This is a genomic window from Paracoccus sp. NBH48, assembly GCF_015390265.1.
GTDB classification, from domain to species: Bacteria; Pseudomonadota; Alphaproteobacteria; order Rhodobacterales; family Rhodobacteraceae; genus Paracoccus; species Paracoccus marcusii.
On record NZ_VUOJ01000004.1, the window covers coordinates 657,215 to 669,917 of the forward strand.

Genomic DNA, 12,703 nt, shown 5'->3' on the forward strand with positions numbered 1-12,703 from the left:
TGGCGCGTCAGCGACGCGCCAGTGCCTGCTCGATGTAGTCGCGCAGGTCCTCGACCTCGTTGCGGCTGTCGCGCAGGCCGTCCATCGCATCGCGCAGTTCGGCCTGCGTGCCCGCCAGGCGGGTGGTCAGCGCCGCCTCGCGTTCGGCCAGGGCGGCCACGGCCTCGTCGCGCTCCTCCTCGACCTCGTGCAGCTGCTGGGCCATGCGGTCCAGCTCGGACATGTCGGCACGGGCAGGGCGGGCGACGCGATGGACCAGCCAACTGGCGATCCAGCCCAGCACGAATGCCCCGAATAGGATCAGGGCGGTCACGGCTATGAATTCGGATCTGTTCATTCGTCTGTCGCTTCGTCTTGCGCGCCTGCCTGCTCTGCGACGCTGTCGGGACGCGGGCCGGGGCGGGGGGTGTCGTCATCGGGCGTCAGCACGGGCACCCTAAGGTTTTCCTCGCGTTCGTCCAGCGTCTGGAACTGTTCCGCGACGCCCACGGTCATCGGCACCATCCCGGACGCGGCACGGCTGTGGGGCAGTTGCGGGCCCTGCATCTGCGCCGCCCGGTCGGGCAGCTGCGGCCCCTGCATCGGCGGCAGGCGCGGGCCTTGGGTCAGATCCTCGGCGGGGTCCGGGTCGACCTCGGCGCCGGTGACGCCGGCGATGGTGACCGGGGCGGGGATGGTGTCGGCATCCAGGGGGTGCGGCGACAGCAGGCGGAACTCGATCCGGCGGTTGATCTCGCGGCCTTCCTCGGTCTGGTTGGTGGCGACGGGGCGGCTTTCGCCGTAGCCGCGGGCCGACAGGTTCGCCACGCTGATCCCGGCATCGGCCATCGCCGAGACGATCGCCTGCGCGCGCGACCGCGACAGTTCGGCGTTGAACGCCTCCGAACCCTGAGAGTCGGTATGGCCACCGGCCTCGATCTGAAAATCGCTGCAATCGGCCATGGCGCGGACGAACCGCTCCATCGTCGGCCCCGGATCGCCGGCGATCGACGAGCGGCTGGGTTCAAAGCCGATCTCGCTCTCGGACATGATGATGTTCAGGCGCGCGACGCATTCCTCTCCGTCGGGCAGGCCCAGGGCCTCGTCCATGCGGCGGTCATAGCTGATCGCCAGGCGATAGCGCGCGCCCGGGCCAAGCCGTTCCGACAGCAGCGCCGCGGCCCGGTCGCTGGCACGTGGATCGCCTGACACGCCCGTCAACTCGATCATGTCGGGGGTCACGCGAACCTGGCCCGCGTGCAGCGCGCCCATCGCCTCCAGCCCCGCGATCACGCGGACGGTCCAGCCGCCGGGAACCGACGGATCGGTCCGCAGGCCGCTTTGCGCCACGTCAAAGCGTGACCGCGCAAAGCTGTCCACGGCCTGCTGCATCTGCGCATCCGCGATGCGTCCGCGCATCGACAGGCTGCCCGAGGGCGGCAACGTGGCCTGGAATTCGATGGGTGCGGCCTGGGCCGGCGCCTGTTCGTGCTGGGCCTGCAGCCGATAGGTCGGGGGCAACGCCTGTTCCAGGCGGCCGGCGACCTGGTCGAACCGCTGGCGCGTCACCGATGCAGGCACCACAAGCGCCACGTCCGCATCCGACAGCGTCACCTGGCCCTGGCCCAGCTGCCCCACGGCGGCGATGGCGGCGGCGGCAGCCTCGGCCCAGTCGTCGGACGGGGCGCCCAGGCCCAGGGTGCAGGTTGGCACCCTGGGCATGCCGGCATCGCGGGCCGCCTGCACGATCCGGTCGCGGCCCGCATCGTCGCTGGCCGCGCAGGCGTCGAAGTGGCCGCCGTCGTCATCCATCACGAACCGCAGCGTGAAGGGCGCGATCACCGGACGCGGCGCGGTGATCTGCAGGTCCAGCGCGACCTGCGGCGGCGCGGCCCGGCGCAGCGCCTGTTCCAGCCGGCCCTGATCCTCGCGGTCGGCGGCCAGCGCCGCCACCTGCACCTGTCCCGGCGCGATCGAGATCTTGGCCTGCGCGGTCATCTGGGCGGCCTGCAGCCCGAAGCGCAGCGCCTCGGTCCAGCCGTCGGGGACGGGGTGGTCCGCGGCCTCCAGCAGGTCGGTCACCTGCTGGCCCGCCGGGCGCAGTCCACGCAGGATCGCGTCGCGGTCGGTGGCGGCAGGAACCAGCCCGATCAGCGACAGGCCCTGTTCGCCCTTCAGCAGCTCGACCTTGAAATCGGGGGGCGTCATCGCCTCGACCGAGGCGACGGTCATCTCGTCCAGGATGCGCGTGGCGTCGACGGCGGTGCCGGCCTGGGTCACCGCACGGAACCGCTCGACCTCGGACGGGGCGGTGCCGGTCAGGCGGACGCGCAGCCCGTCGGTCGCCACCTGCGCCCAGTCATGGCCCGCGGCCTGCAGCGCCTGCGTGACGTCGCGCGCGGCGCGATCCTCGACGAAGGTCGCTGCGGCCTCGGCCCCCATCCAGGACAATCCGCCCGCGCCGGCCAACACGATGATGGTGGCCAGGGATGTCGAAAGGCGGCGGCGTCGGGCCATCGGAAAAACCTTGTGCTGTTGCAAGCGTGCAACGTCTAGCGACGGGGGGGCGGTGGCGCAATCATGCCAGCCCCGCAATGGCAAGAAACAGCGCAAGAATCAGCCCCGCATCGCGGTTCGACCGGAACAGACGCAGGCAGACAGCGCCCTGATCCGGCTGGAAATTCCGCAGCTGCCACGTCAGGTGCAGCCCCAGGGCCAGCACGCCGGCCCAACCCATCAACAGATTGCGACCCGTCAGCGCGACGGCCACGGCCAGAACCGCCACCGTCACCAGCGCGAAACCCGCCAGAATCGCGGGGCTGCGGTCGCCGAACAGCCGGGCGGTGGATTTCACCCCGATCAGTGCGTCGTCATCGGCATCCTGATGGGCATAGATGGTGTCATAGAAGATCGTCCAGGCGATCGCGCCCAGCCAGGCCACCACCGGCGCCGGATCGACCCGGCCCATATGCGCGGCGTAGGCCAGCATGACCCCCCAGTTGAAGGCAAAGCCCAGGAACAGCTGCGGCCACCAGGTGAAACGCTTGGCAAAGGGATAGATCGCCACCAGCGCCAGCGACGCGACCCCCATCCACACCGCCGCCCGGCCCAGCGTCAGCAGGATCACCAGTCCGACCAACCCCTGCGCCCCCAGCCACAGATAGGCGCCGCGCAGGCTGACCTGCCCCGAGGGCAGCGGCCGCGACCGGGTGCGCGCCACCTGCGCGTCGATGTCGCGGTCGGTGATGTCGTTCCAGGTGCAGCCCGCGCCGCGCATGACGAAGGCGCCGATGGCGCAGGCCAGCGCGATCCACAGATCGAAAAGCCGCGGCCCGTCCGCCATCATCGCAAGCCCGATCCCCCACCAGCAGGGCAGCAGCAGCAGCCATGTCCCGATGGGCCGGTCCGCCCGGCTGAGCCGCAGCCAGGGCCGCGTGCGCACCGGCGCAAAGCGGTCCACCCAGTTGTCCGGGGGCGCGTCAAAGACGGCGTCTGGCCTTTCTGTCCGGCTTTGCATAGCGTCGCGCCCATCATGGCTAAGATCAGACTGTTCATAGATCACCCGTTGGTTGCAGGACAACCCGTTCCCGTGGACGGCGCGCAGGCGCATTACCTGTCGGGCGTCATGCGCCTGCGGCAGGGCGACGCGGTGTCGGTCTTCAACGGGCGCGACGGCGAATGGCAGGCGACCCTGCTGGATGCCGGCAAGCGCGGCGGCAGCCTGTCGGTGGTCGCGCAGACCGCGATCCAGCAGGACCCGCCGGACCTGTGGCTGATCTTCGCGCCGATCAAGAAGGCCCGCACCGACTTCATCGTCGAGAAGGCGGCCGAGATGGGCGCGGCGCGCGTCATGCCCGTGCAGACCGACCACACCAATTCCGACCGCATCCGCCAGGATCGCCTGCAGGCGCACGCGATCGAGGCTGCGGAACAATGCGGCGGCACCTTCGTGCCACCGGTGGCCGACCTGGCCCCGCTGTCGCGCGTGCTGGACGGGTGGGACCCGGCGCGGCGCATCCTGTGGGCGGACGAATCCCGCGCCGGGCCGGCCGCGACGCTGGCGGGGCTGCCGCAGGGCCCCTGGGCCATCCTGATCGGCCCCGAAGGCGGGTTTTCCGCCACCGAACGCGCGCGGCTGGCGCGCCTGCCCTTCGTCACGCCGGTCAGCCTGGGGCCGCGAATCCTGCGCGCCGACACGGCGGCGGTGGCCGCGCTGGCACTGTGGCAATCGGCCTTGGGCGACTGGCGTTAACCGACAGGCAGACGAAGGGGTTCGATTTGCGTCCCTTCGTGACCTTTTTGCGACAGAAACACGCCAACCTGTTGCGAAAAGCGCATAGCGGGGTTGCCGGTTTTGCGGCTACCGTTCGCGGGCTGCCGAAACTATCTCCTGTTTATCCGAAATGTGCCCGCTGACCGGGCAAAGTGAAAACAGGTGAACTGATGTCGACGATCGAAACGAACCGCAGCGTGGCTGTCGGAGGCGTGGGCAACGTCGTGGCGCAAATCACGTCGCTGATCGCGTCCTGGCGGGAAACCCGCATGACGCGTCGCGAACTGGGCCGCCTGTCGGACCGCGAGCTGGACGATATCGGTCTGTGCCGCGGCGACATCGAGCGGGTTGCGCGCGGCTTCTAAGGCTTGCTGCCAGCATTGACGAACGAACCCCCGAAAGCGGAATGCTCGCGGGGGTTTTTTCATGTCAGGATGGTGGCGTGGGGTCAGCCCCGGATCATCACCAGCGTGGTCCAGTCGCCCATGTCGTCACGCCGGTCAGGGGCAAAGCCCACGGCCTGATACGCAGCGGTGACCTCATCCGCCTGGGTGGTCAGAATGCCCGACATCACGATGCGGCCGTCCTTGGCGACATGGCGCGCCATGTCGGGCGCCAGATCGATCAGCGGCTGCTTGAGGATGTTGGCCAGCACCAGGTCATAGGGTGCCGCACGTTCCAGCATCGGGTGGTCGAACCCCGCCGCCTCGACGCATTCCACGCGACCGTCCAGACCGTTGGCGATCACGTTGGCGGCGGCGGTGTCGACGGCAACCGGGTCGATGTCGCTGGCCAGGACCGTGACGTGCCACAGCCGGGCCGCGGCCATCGCCAAGACCGCCGTGCCGCAGCCGATATCGGCGATGCGCGTCGCCTTGAACCCGTCGGTGGCCAGGCGGTCCAGCGCCTCGAGGCAGCCCTTGGTGGTGTTGTGATGCCCGGTGCCGAAGGCCATCGCGGCCTCGATCCACAGCGCCTCGACACCTTCGGGGATCTGGTCGACATCGTGGCTGCCATGCACGAAGAACCGGCCCGCGCGGACGGGGGTCAGTTCGCGTTTGACATGGGCGACCCAATCGACATCGGGCAGTTCGGACACCGCAAACGGCTGCGCGCCATAGGCGGCCGCCAGGATCGCCAGCGCGATCTCGTCGGGGGCTTCGGTGAAATAGGCGCCCACCTCCCACCGTTCGCTGCCGTCCTCGATCTCGAAGACGCCGGTGCCGACGGGCTCGGGGGTCAGGTCCTCGCAGGCAAGCGCCAGGTCTTCGGCGGCTTCGCGGCCGGGCAGGTGGGTCAGCGCGGTATAGGTGGCCATCAGATCGGATCCGGGTTGGGAATGCTGGCCTGTACGCCGGTGCCCTTCAGGCCGCAATAACCGTCGGGGTTCTTTTCCAGATATTGCTGATGCGCCTCGTGCGCGGGCCAGAAGGGGCCGGCGGGGACAATCTGCGTGGTGATCTTGTCCATGCCCTGCACGGCCAGGCGATTGTCATAGTCGATCTTGGACGCCTCGGCCGCCGATTCCTGCAGGTCGGTGAAGGTCATGATCAGGCTGCGATACTGGTTGCCCACGTCGTTGCCCTGCCGGTCCCCCTGCGTGGGGTCGTGGTTTTCCCAGAACAGCTGCAGCAGATGATCATAGCTGATCAGCGAGCTGTCATAGATCACGCGCACGACCTCGGCATGGCCGGTGTCGCCGCGCTTGACCTGATCATAGGTGGGGTTCTGGACGTCGCCACCGGCAAAGCCGACCTCGGTCAGCCAGACGCCGTTCTGCTTCCAGAACAGCCGCTCCACCCCCCAATAGCAGCCCATGCCGAAGATCGCCTGGTCATAGCCGGCGGGCGGGGTGGCCCCCAGGGGGCGGTGAAAGATGGCGTGATCGGTCATCGGGGCCTCGTTGATGGATGATGGGGCAAACGCCTGCGGGCGTGCCGGGGTTCAACCGCGCGGGTGCGCGGCGCGATAGACGGCCATCAGCCGCGCGTCGTCCACCCCGGTATAGACCTGGGTGGTCGACAGGCTGGCATGGCCCAAAAGTTCCTGGATCGTGCGCAGATCGCCGCCCGCGGACAGAAGATGCGTGGCAAAGCTGTGGCGCAGGGCATGGGGCGTCGCGCTGGCCGGCAGGCCGATGGCCGCGCGGGCCTGGCGCATCGCGCCCTCGACCGCGCTGGCGGTCAGGCGGCCGCCGCGGATGCCGCGAAACAGCGGCGCGTCGGTGCGGTGCCCCCAGGGGCACAGGCGCAGATAGGCCGCGATCGCGTCGCGGGCCACCGGCAGGACCGGCACCTGCCGTTCGCGCCCGCCCTTGCCGCGGATGATCAGCCCTTCCGGAAAGGGCCAGTCCGCCCCCTCCAGCGCCAGCGCCTCGGAGATGCGCAGCCCCGACCCCCACAGCAGGGTCAGCACCGCCAGGTCGCGCGCGCCCACCCAGGGGGTCGCGTGATCGGCCACGCGGTCCAGCGTGTCTTGGGCCTGCAGGGGGGTCAGCGGCCGTGGCAGGCTGCGGCTGTATTTCGGGCTGCGGGTCGACAGGGCGGCGGAGAGGTCCAGCCCCTCGCGGTCCGAGATCCAGCGCAGGAACGACCGCACCCCGGACATGCGCCGCGCCAGCGACCGCGCGCCCAGACCCCGACCGCGTTCGGATGCCGCGAATGCGCGCATGTCGGCCTGGCGCAGGCGGGCCAGGGCCGCGGGGGGGACGGGTTCGCCCCAATGGGCCGCGATGAACTGCAGGAACGCGACCAGATCGGCGCGGTATGCGGTCACCGTATGGTCGGACCGGTCGCGGGCCGCGGCCTCGGTCTCCAGCCAGCGGTGCAGGGCGTCGGCCGTGGCCGGGGCCATCATTCGGGCAACCGGGCCAGCAGGGCCATGCGGAACACCTGGCCGAAGAACCGCAACAGGTCGGTGCCATGCGCGGGCATGAACCGCGTCGGATCGCTGCTGCCCATCAGCAGTACCGTGCGCGGCCGCGCCGGACCTAGGTCCAAGGGCAGCAACGCCTCGGACGCGATGGTGCGGCCATGCAGGGGGCGGGTCACCACCAGGGCCGCGCGCAACACGATGTCGTCGCCGCGCGGTGCCCGCCGCCCGGCGGTCAGGATGCGGTCGATGGTGCCGTGCGGGACCGCCACCGCATCGCGCGGCAGGTCCAGGGCGGGATCGTCCTCGACCACCAGGCGCAGTGTCTCGATGCGCAGCAAGGGGGCGATGTCGGTCTGCAGGGCGGCGATGAAGTCGGCCAGGTCGGCCGTCTCCAAGAGGCCCAGAACGGCACGGTGGATCACCGCCATGCCGGACTGGTTGTCATAGGCGGCGGCGATCACGCTTTCATGCGTGGATTCCAGACGGTCCAGCCGGGTCTCCAGCGCCTGCATCGCGCGGCCGCGGATGTCGATGACGTTGTCGCCGACCTCGGCCTCGCGTGCGGCGACCAGGGCCCGCATCAGGTCCCGGTCGGCCAGGATCGCGCCCGGATCGGCCAGCAGCCGATCGCGGGTTTCAGGGTCCAGCGCGTCGGTCATGCGGGTCTCTCCGGGGGGCGCGGATCAGAGGATCTTCTGGCCGGTCTGGGCCCAGTCCGCGTTGAACTGTGCCAGACCCTTGTCGGTCAGGATGTGGTTCGCCATCGACTTGATGACCGAGGGCGGCGCGGTGATCACGTCGGCGCCGATCTTGGCCGCGTCCACGATGTGGTTCACCGTGCGGATCGATGCCGCCAGGATCTCGGTCTCGTAGCCGTAGTTGTCATAGATCTCGCGGATGTCGGCGATCAGGTCCATGCCGTCCAGGTGGATGTCGTCCAGACGCCCGATGAACGGGCTGATGAAGGTCGCGCCCGCCTTGGCGGCCAGGATCGCCTGCGCCGGGCTGAAGCACAGCGTGACGTTCAGCTTGTGCCCCTCGTCCGAGAGCACGCGGCAGGCCTTGAGGCCGTCCCAGGTCAGCGGCACCTTGATGCAGACGTTCGGCGCGATCTTGGCCAGGTGGCGGCCTTCGGCGATCATGTCGTCGGCCTTCTCGGCCACGACCTCGGCGCTGACGGGACCCTCGACCATGGCGCAGATCTCGGCCGTGACCTCGGCGATGGCACGGCCCGACTTCAAGATCAGCGACGGGTTGGTGGTGACGCCATCGACCATGCCCAGGTCGTTCAGCTCCTTGATCGCGGCGATATCGGCGGTGTCGACAAAGAATTTCATGGGCGCGTCTCCTCAGGGTGCGTTTGTCTGGGTGATACTGCAGATGGGGGGCGGGCGGGAAGGGGCACAACCCATGCGGGGGCTTGCAACCGACGCGCGGCCCCGTCTTTATCGCGCCATCATGACCCCGCCCGAGTTCTTTCCCCCCCGCGCCCGCATCGCGGTGCTGACCGCCGAGACGGTCGGCGTGCTGGACTATCTGGCACCCGACGAGGGCGTGCGCCAGGGACAGCTGGTGCTGGTGCCCCTGGGGCCGCGCCGGGTGCTTGGGCTGGTCTGGGGGCCGGGCAAGGGCGATTTCGACCTGGCCAAGCTGCGCGCCGTCGCCCGCGTGCTGGACGCACAGCCCTTCGACGCGCGGTTCCTGGATTTCCTGACACGGGCGGCGGAATACACGCTGACGCCGCTGCCGCTGATGCTGCGCATGGCCACGCGCGCGCCCGACATCGACCAGCCGCCCGCCGCGCGGCGCATCATTGTGCCCGGGTCGGGCCAGCCCGGTCGCGCAACCGAGGCGCGGACCCGCGTGCTGCAGGTCATGGCCGATCACGGCGGGGCCAGCTTTGCGGCCTCCGAACTGGCACAGCTGGCGGGCGTCGGCACGTCGGTGGTCAAGGGCCTGGTCGCCAGCGGTGCCCTGGCCGAGATCGAGGCACCGCGCGATCTGCCCCTATCCCACGCTGGACCCTACGCGGCCGGGCAAGCCCCTGGCCCCCGATCAGCAGGCTGCCTCCGACACGCTGCGCGGCGCGATCCGGGCGGGCGGTTACGGCACCACGCTGCTGCGCGGGGTCACCGGGTCGGGCAAGACCGAGGTCTATCTGGAGGCCGTGGCCGAATGCCTGGCGCAGGGGCGGCAGGCGCTGGTCCTGTTGCCCGAGATCGCGTTGTCGGCCGAATTCCTGGACCGGGTCGAGGCGCGGTTCGGCGCGCGGCCCGGCGAATGGCACAGTGGCATCACCCGCACCGAACGCCGCCGGCTTTGGCACATGGCCGGGCGCGGTCAGGTCGGGCTGGTCGTCGGCGCCCGTTCGGCGCTGTTCCTGCCTTTTGCCGATCTGGGCCTGATCGTCGTCGATGAGGAGCATGACGGCAGCTACAAGCAGGAGGACGTCGTCTATTACAGCGCTCGCGACATGGCGGTGCTGCGCGCCTCCATCAACCGTGCGCAGGTGGTGCTGGCCTCGGCCACGCCGTCTCTGGAAAGCTGGGTGAACGCCGCGACCGGGAAATATGCGCGCCTGGATTTGCGATCCCGCTATGGAGAGGCCGAGCTGCCGCAGATGGCCGCCATCGACCTGCGCGCCGAGGCGATGGAGCAGGGGCGCTGGATCTCTCCGACGCTGGCGCAGGCGGTGACCGACCGGCTGGCCAAGGGTGAGCAATCCCTGATCTTCCTGAACCGGCGCGGGTTTGCGCCGGTCACCGTCTGCCGCGCCTGCGGCGAGCAGATCGGGTGCCATCAATGCGATGCGCGGATGGTGGAACACCGCTTCCAGAACCGCCTGGTCTGCCACCAATGCGGAGAGACGCGGCCCATCCCCACGGCCTGTCCCAGCTGCGGGGTCGAGGGCAAGCTGGCCCCCATCGGCCCCGGCGTCGAGCGCATCGCCGAGGAGGTCGCGGCGCGGTTCCCCGATGCCAAGGCCACCGTGCTGTCGTCGGACCTGTTCCATTCCGCCCGCGCGCTCAAGGAGACGATCGCCCAGATCTCGGAAGGCGACACCGACATCATCATCGGCACGCAGATCGTGGCCAAAGGGCATAACTTTCCGCGTCTGACGCTGGTGGGCGTGGTCGATGCCGATCTGGGCCTGCAGGGGGCCGATCTGCGCGCGGCGGAGCGCAGCTTTCAGCTGATGCGCCAGGTGGCGGGGCGGGCCGGGCGACAGTCGGGGGCGGCGCCGGGGGTGGCGCTTCTTGCAGACGCACCAGCCCGATCACGCGGTGATCCGCGCCATCCTGTCAGGCCAGGACGAGACGTTCTGGGATGCCGAGGCCGCGGGCCGTCAGGCGGCGGGCATGCCGCCCTTCGGCAGGCTGGCGGGGATCATCCTGTCCCATCCGGACCTGGGCACGGTTGCCGATTTCGCGCGCCATCTGGCCGGTCTGGCCACCCCCCTGGCCGAGGTCGGGGCCGAACTGTGGGGGCCGGCGCCTGCGCCCATCGCGCGGGTGCGGGGACGCCACCGCATGCGCATGCTGATCCGCGCGCCGCGTCAGGCGCCGCTGCAGGCGGCGATCGCCGATTGGCTCGCGGGGGTCAAGCTGCCCACGAACATGCGCCTGTCCGTGGACATCGACCCACTAAGCTTTCTGTGATCAGTTCTTCAGCACGATGCAGCGCCCGCCAAGCGACTTGAAACCGGTTGCAGAATCGCGTGGCCTCGTCGCGCGACGAATAGCCGACCTGCGCGGTGAAGACGGCGCGCGGCATGCTGTTCAGCCGCTTGCGGACATAGCCCACCCGCGCCCCGTCGGTCAGGATCGGCCGCAGGGTGCGGTTCAGCCGCGCGACCTGCTGGGCCGCGCCCGCCTGGCTGGGATGGCTGGCCACGACCACGCCCCAGGGCATCGCCGGGGGCTGGGTGTTGAACTCGCGCAGCGACCGCTCGCCGGCCATCCGCTCGCAGGCCGGGCGAAAGGCCTGGTCGTCGGCCAGGGCCAGCTTGACCTCCTGCTGGGGCGGGGGGTTGTCGCGCCAGCGATGCGCGCTGAACCCGGTGATCGATTCGACATAGTCGACCGTCTCATAGGGCAGGGTCGTGGCCTGCGCGATGAACCGCGCAGCGCGGTTCTCTCCGCCGTTATAGGCGACGGCGGCCAGGCCGATATTGCCGAACCGGTCGCGCAGCTGGCCCAGATACCACGCGGCCTTGGAAATGGCCTGGGCCGGGTTGAACGGATCGTCCAGCCAATACAGATCGGCCGTGCCCGGCATGAACTGCGCGATGCCAAGCGCGCCCGCCGGGCTGACGGCAGAGGGTTCGAACCGGCTCTCCTTCCACAGCAGGCGCGCCAGGAAGGCCGGGTCCAGCCCGTGATCGGCGGCATTGCGTTCGATCAGCTTGCAGACATCCGCAGCATAGCTGTCGCGCGCGATGCAGTCGCGCCCGTCATCGCTGCAGCGCAGGTCTTCGGACGTGCGGGGCGGGGGCAGGCCGTGGGCGGCGTCGATGGCGGGGCGCGCGGACAGGGGCGCGGCCACGCAGAACAGCGCCACGACGGCGGCACCAAGATGTCTGAAAAGGGTCATCATCGCGACGGGCCGTTCATCCGCCCGCGCCCGGTGCGCGGGCGGATGATCACTTGGACTTCTTCGACTTGGATTTCTTGGCGGGCTTGGCATCGGCCGACTTGGCCTTTGCGGGCTTGTCCTTAGCGGGCTTTGCGCTTTTCCGCGCGGCCTTGGCCTCGGGGGTCTCGGCCTGACGTTCGGCCTTGCGGGCGGCGCGGCGCGCGGTCTTGGCGGCCTCCTTCTCGGCGGCCTTGGCGGCTTTGGCCTCGGCCTTCTGGGCCTGCTTGGCAGCCTGGCGCTCCGCCTTGCGGGCGGCCTTGGCGGCTTCCTTCTCGACGGCCTTGGCGGCATCTTTCTGGGCCTTGCGGGCCGCCTGCTTGGCGGATTTCTGCGCCTTGTCGTCGCCTGCAGTCGCGGTGGTCGCGGGCTCTGCCACGGCGTCGGCCGGGGCGGGCGCGGCCTTTGCACCGCGCTTGGGAATGCGGTGCGGTTCCGTCCGCAGGTCCGTCTTGCGCGTCTCGGCGGACTTGCGGTCGGCGGGGGTGCGCGGCACGGTCGCCTGCTTGCGCTTGGCGGTCGCGGGCTTGGCACCGGCAGGTTTGGCTGCCGCCTTGGCCGCCGCCGGCGCGGCGGAGGGGGTGCCGGGCGCGGCAAGCCGGCGCTTGCGGCGTTCCATGTCGGTCCGGCGCAGGGCCGCGCGCAGCATCTCGGCCGGGGCCGGGTCGCCCTCGGCGGTCGTCGCCTCGGCCCGCGCGGCGCGCAGCGCGTCGATCAGCGTCAGCAACGCCGCATCGTCCAGCGCCCCAAGCGCGGGATGGCGGCTTTGTTCGGCCAGCGTCAGTTGATCGGGGTTGAGCAGTTCCTGTTCGCGCTTGGCATAATTCGGCATTCGCGGGACCCTTGGCGGACGGATGATGTGTTCGGCAGGACTGTGCGCAGGAATCGGCGCATTTGCAATTGGAAAGGGCCCCGGTCGCAACCGGAGCCCCCTGATCTTTTCGC

General features: G+C 70.0%; 12 protein-coding genes and 1 pseudogene. 3 read left to right on the top strand and 10 right to left on the bottom strand.

Going from position 1 to position 12,703, the window contains the following annotated elements; all coding sequences use genetic code 11:
* Nucleotides 1-7: 7 nt before the first annotated feature.
* The 3 genes from F1642_RS10120 to ubiA form a co-directional block, all read right to left on the bottom strand.
* Nucleotides 8-337 carry a hypothetical protein gene (locus F1642_RS10120; RefSeq protein ID WP_045980936.1) on the bottom strand — a complete coding sequence of 110 codons (330 nt, stop codon included), beginning with the start codon at nt 335-337 and terminating at the stop codon, nt 8-10.
* A complete protein-coding gene (locus F1642_RS10125; protein WP_194886159.1) occupies nt 334-2,496 on the bottom strand; it encodes an OmpA family protein in 2,163 nt (720 codons plus the stop codon). Before F1642_RS10125 ends, F1642_RS10120 begins: the two co-directional genes overlap by 4 nt.
* A gap of 61 nt (nt 2,497-2,557) precedes the next feature.
* Nucleotides 2,558-3,496 (bottom strand): 4-hydroxybenzoate octaprenyltransferase, encoded by a 939-nt coding sequence (gene ubiA / locus F1642_RS10130; RefSeq protein ID WP_164871390.1) that lies wholly within the window; start codon nt 3,494-3,496, stop codon nt 2,558-2,560.
* A gap of 15 nt (nt 3,497-3,511) precedes the next feature.
* On the opposite strand from ubiA, the gene F1642_RS10135 reads away from it, so the two are divergent.
* The gene (locus F1642_RS10135; RefSeq protein WP_046000881.1) at nt 3,512-4,231 is read left to right on the top strand and encodes a 16S rRNA (uracil(1498)-N(3))-methyltransferase; all 720 of its coding nucleotides are present in this window, start codon (nt 3,512-3,514) and stop codon (nt 4,229-4,231) included.
* Nucleotides 4,232-4,422: 191 nt separating this feature from the next.
* Complete coding sequence (locus F1642_RS10140; RefSeq protein ID WP_042250734.1) at nt 4,423-4,617, top strand: DUF1127 domain-containing protein; 195 nt, start codon at nt 4,423-4,425, stop codon at nt 4,615-4,617.
* An 83-nt stretch (nt 4,618-4,700) separates the two neighbouring features.
* Here F1642_RS10140 and F1642_RS10145 read toward each other — a convergent pair whose 3' ends face one another.
* From F1642_RS10145 to fsa, 5 genes are read right to left on the bottom strand one after another with little or no spacing between them, the layout of a single operon-like run.
* The gene (locus F1642_RS10145) at nt 4,701-5,570 is read right to left on the bottom strand and encodes a 50S ribosomal protein L11 methyltransferase (protein ID WP_046000758.1); all 870 of its coding nucleotides are present in this window, start codon (nt 5,568-5,570) and stop codon (nt 4,701-4,703) included.
* Nucleotides 5,570-6,145, bottom strand: a complete 576-nt coding sequence (msrA, locus tag F1642_RS10150) for a peptide-methionine (S)-S-oxide reductase MsrA (RefSeq protein ID WP_084697183.1) — start codon at nt 6,143-6,145, stop codon at nt 5,570-5,572. Before msrA ends, F1642_RS10145 begins: the two co-directional genes overlap by 1 nt.
* Nucleotides 6,146-6,196: 51 nt before the next feature.
* The gene (locus tag F1642_RS10155) at nt 6,197-7,108 is read right to left on the bottom strand and encodes a tyrosine recombinase XerC (protein ID WP_127897752.1); all 912 of its coding nucleotides are present in this window, start codon (nt 7,106-7,108) and stop codon (nt 6,197-6,199) included.
* Complete coding sequence (locus F1642_RS10160) at nt 7,105-7,785, bottom strand: DUF484 family protein (RefSeq protein WP_194886160.1); 681 nt, start codon at nt 7,783-7,785, stop codon at nt 7,105-7,107. Before F1642_RS10160 ends, F1642_RS10155 begins: the two co-directional genes overlap by 4 nt.
* Nucleotides 7,786-7,809: 24 nt before the next feature.
* Nucleotides 7,810-8,463: a fructose-6-phosphate aldolase gene (gene fsa, locus F1642_RS10165; RefSeq protein ID WP_046000760.1), complete on the bottom strand. Its 654-nt coding sequence runs from the start codon at nt 8,461-8,463 to the stop codon at nt 7,810-7,812.
* A 121-nt stretch (nt 8,464-8,584) separates the two neighbouring features.
* Here fsa and F1642_RS10170 point away from each other — a divergent pair.
* A pseudogene (locus tag F1642_RS10170) lies at nt 8,585-10,785 on the top strand (primosomal protein N').
* Here F1642_RS10170 and F1642_RS10175 read toward each other — a convergent pair.
* Complete coding sequence (locus F1642_RS10175) at nt 10,727-11,719, bottom strand: lytic transglycosylase domain-containing protein (protein ID WP_255522351.1); 993 nt, start codon at nt 11,717-11,719, stop codon at nt 10,727-10,729. The pseudogene F1642_RS10170 and the gene F1642_RS10175 overlap by 59 nt on opposite strands.
* 49 nt (nt 11,720-11,768) lie before the next feature.
* Complete coding sequence (locus F1642_RS10180) at nt 11,769-12,590, bottom strand: hypothetical protein (RefSeq protein WP_194886161.1); 822 nt, start codon at nt 12,588-12,590, stop codon at nt 11,769-11,771.
* Nucleotides 12,591-12,703: the final 113 nt, after the last annotated feature.

Bases quoted from the DNA above. Each gene is read 5' to 3' on its own strand.
- F1642_RS10120 (WP_045980936.1), bottom strand. From the start codon at position 337: ATGAACAGATCCGAATTCATAGCCGTGACCGCCCTGATCCTATTCGGG.
- F1642_RS10135 (WP_046000881.1), top strand. From the start codon at position 3,512: ATGGCTAAGATCAGACTGTTCATAGATCACCCGTTGGTTGCAGGACAA.
- F1642_RS10160 (WP_194886160.1), bottom strand. From the start codon at position 7,785: ATGACCGACGCGCTGGACCCTGAAACCCGCGATCGGCTGCTGGCCGAT.
- F1642_RS10140 (WP_042250734.1), top strand. From the start codon at position 4,423: ATGTCGACGATCGAAACGAACCGCAGCGTGGCTGTCGGAGGCGTGGGC.
- ubiA (WP_164871390.1), bottom strand. From the start codon at position 3,496: ATGCAAAGCCGGACAGAAAGGCCAGACGCCGTCTTTGACGCGCCCCCG.
- fsa (WP_046000760.1), bottom strand. From the start codon at position 8,463: ATGAAATTCTTTGTCGACACCGCCGATATCGCCGCGATCAAGGAGCTG.
- F1642_RS10175 (WP_255522351.1), bottom strand. From the start codon at position 11,719: ATGACCCTTTTCAGACATCTTGGTGCCGCCGTCGTGGCGCTGTTCTGC.
- msrA (WP_084697183.1), bottom strand. From the start codon at position 6,145: ATGACCGATCACGCCATCTTTCACCGCCCCCTGGGGGCCACCCCGCCC.
- F1642_RS10145 (WP_046000758.1), bottom strand. From the start codon at position 5,570: ATGGCCACCTATACCGCGCTGACCCACCTGCCCGGCCGCGAAGCCGCC.
- F1642_RS10180 (WP_194886161.1), bottom strand. From the start codon at position 12,590: ATGCCGAATTATGCCAAGCGCGAACAGGAACTGCTCAACCCCGATCAA.
- F1642_RS10125 (WP_194886159.1), bottom strand. From the start codon at position 2,496: ATGGCCCGACGCCGCCGCCTTTCGACATCCCTGGCCACCATCATCGTG.
- F1642_RS10155 (WP_127897752.1), bottom strand. From the start codon at position 7,108: ATGATGGCCCCGGCCACGGCCGACGCCCTGCACCGCTGGCTGGAGACC.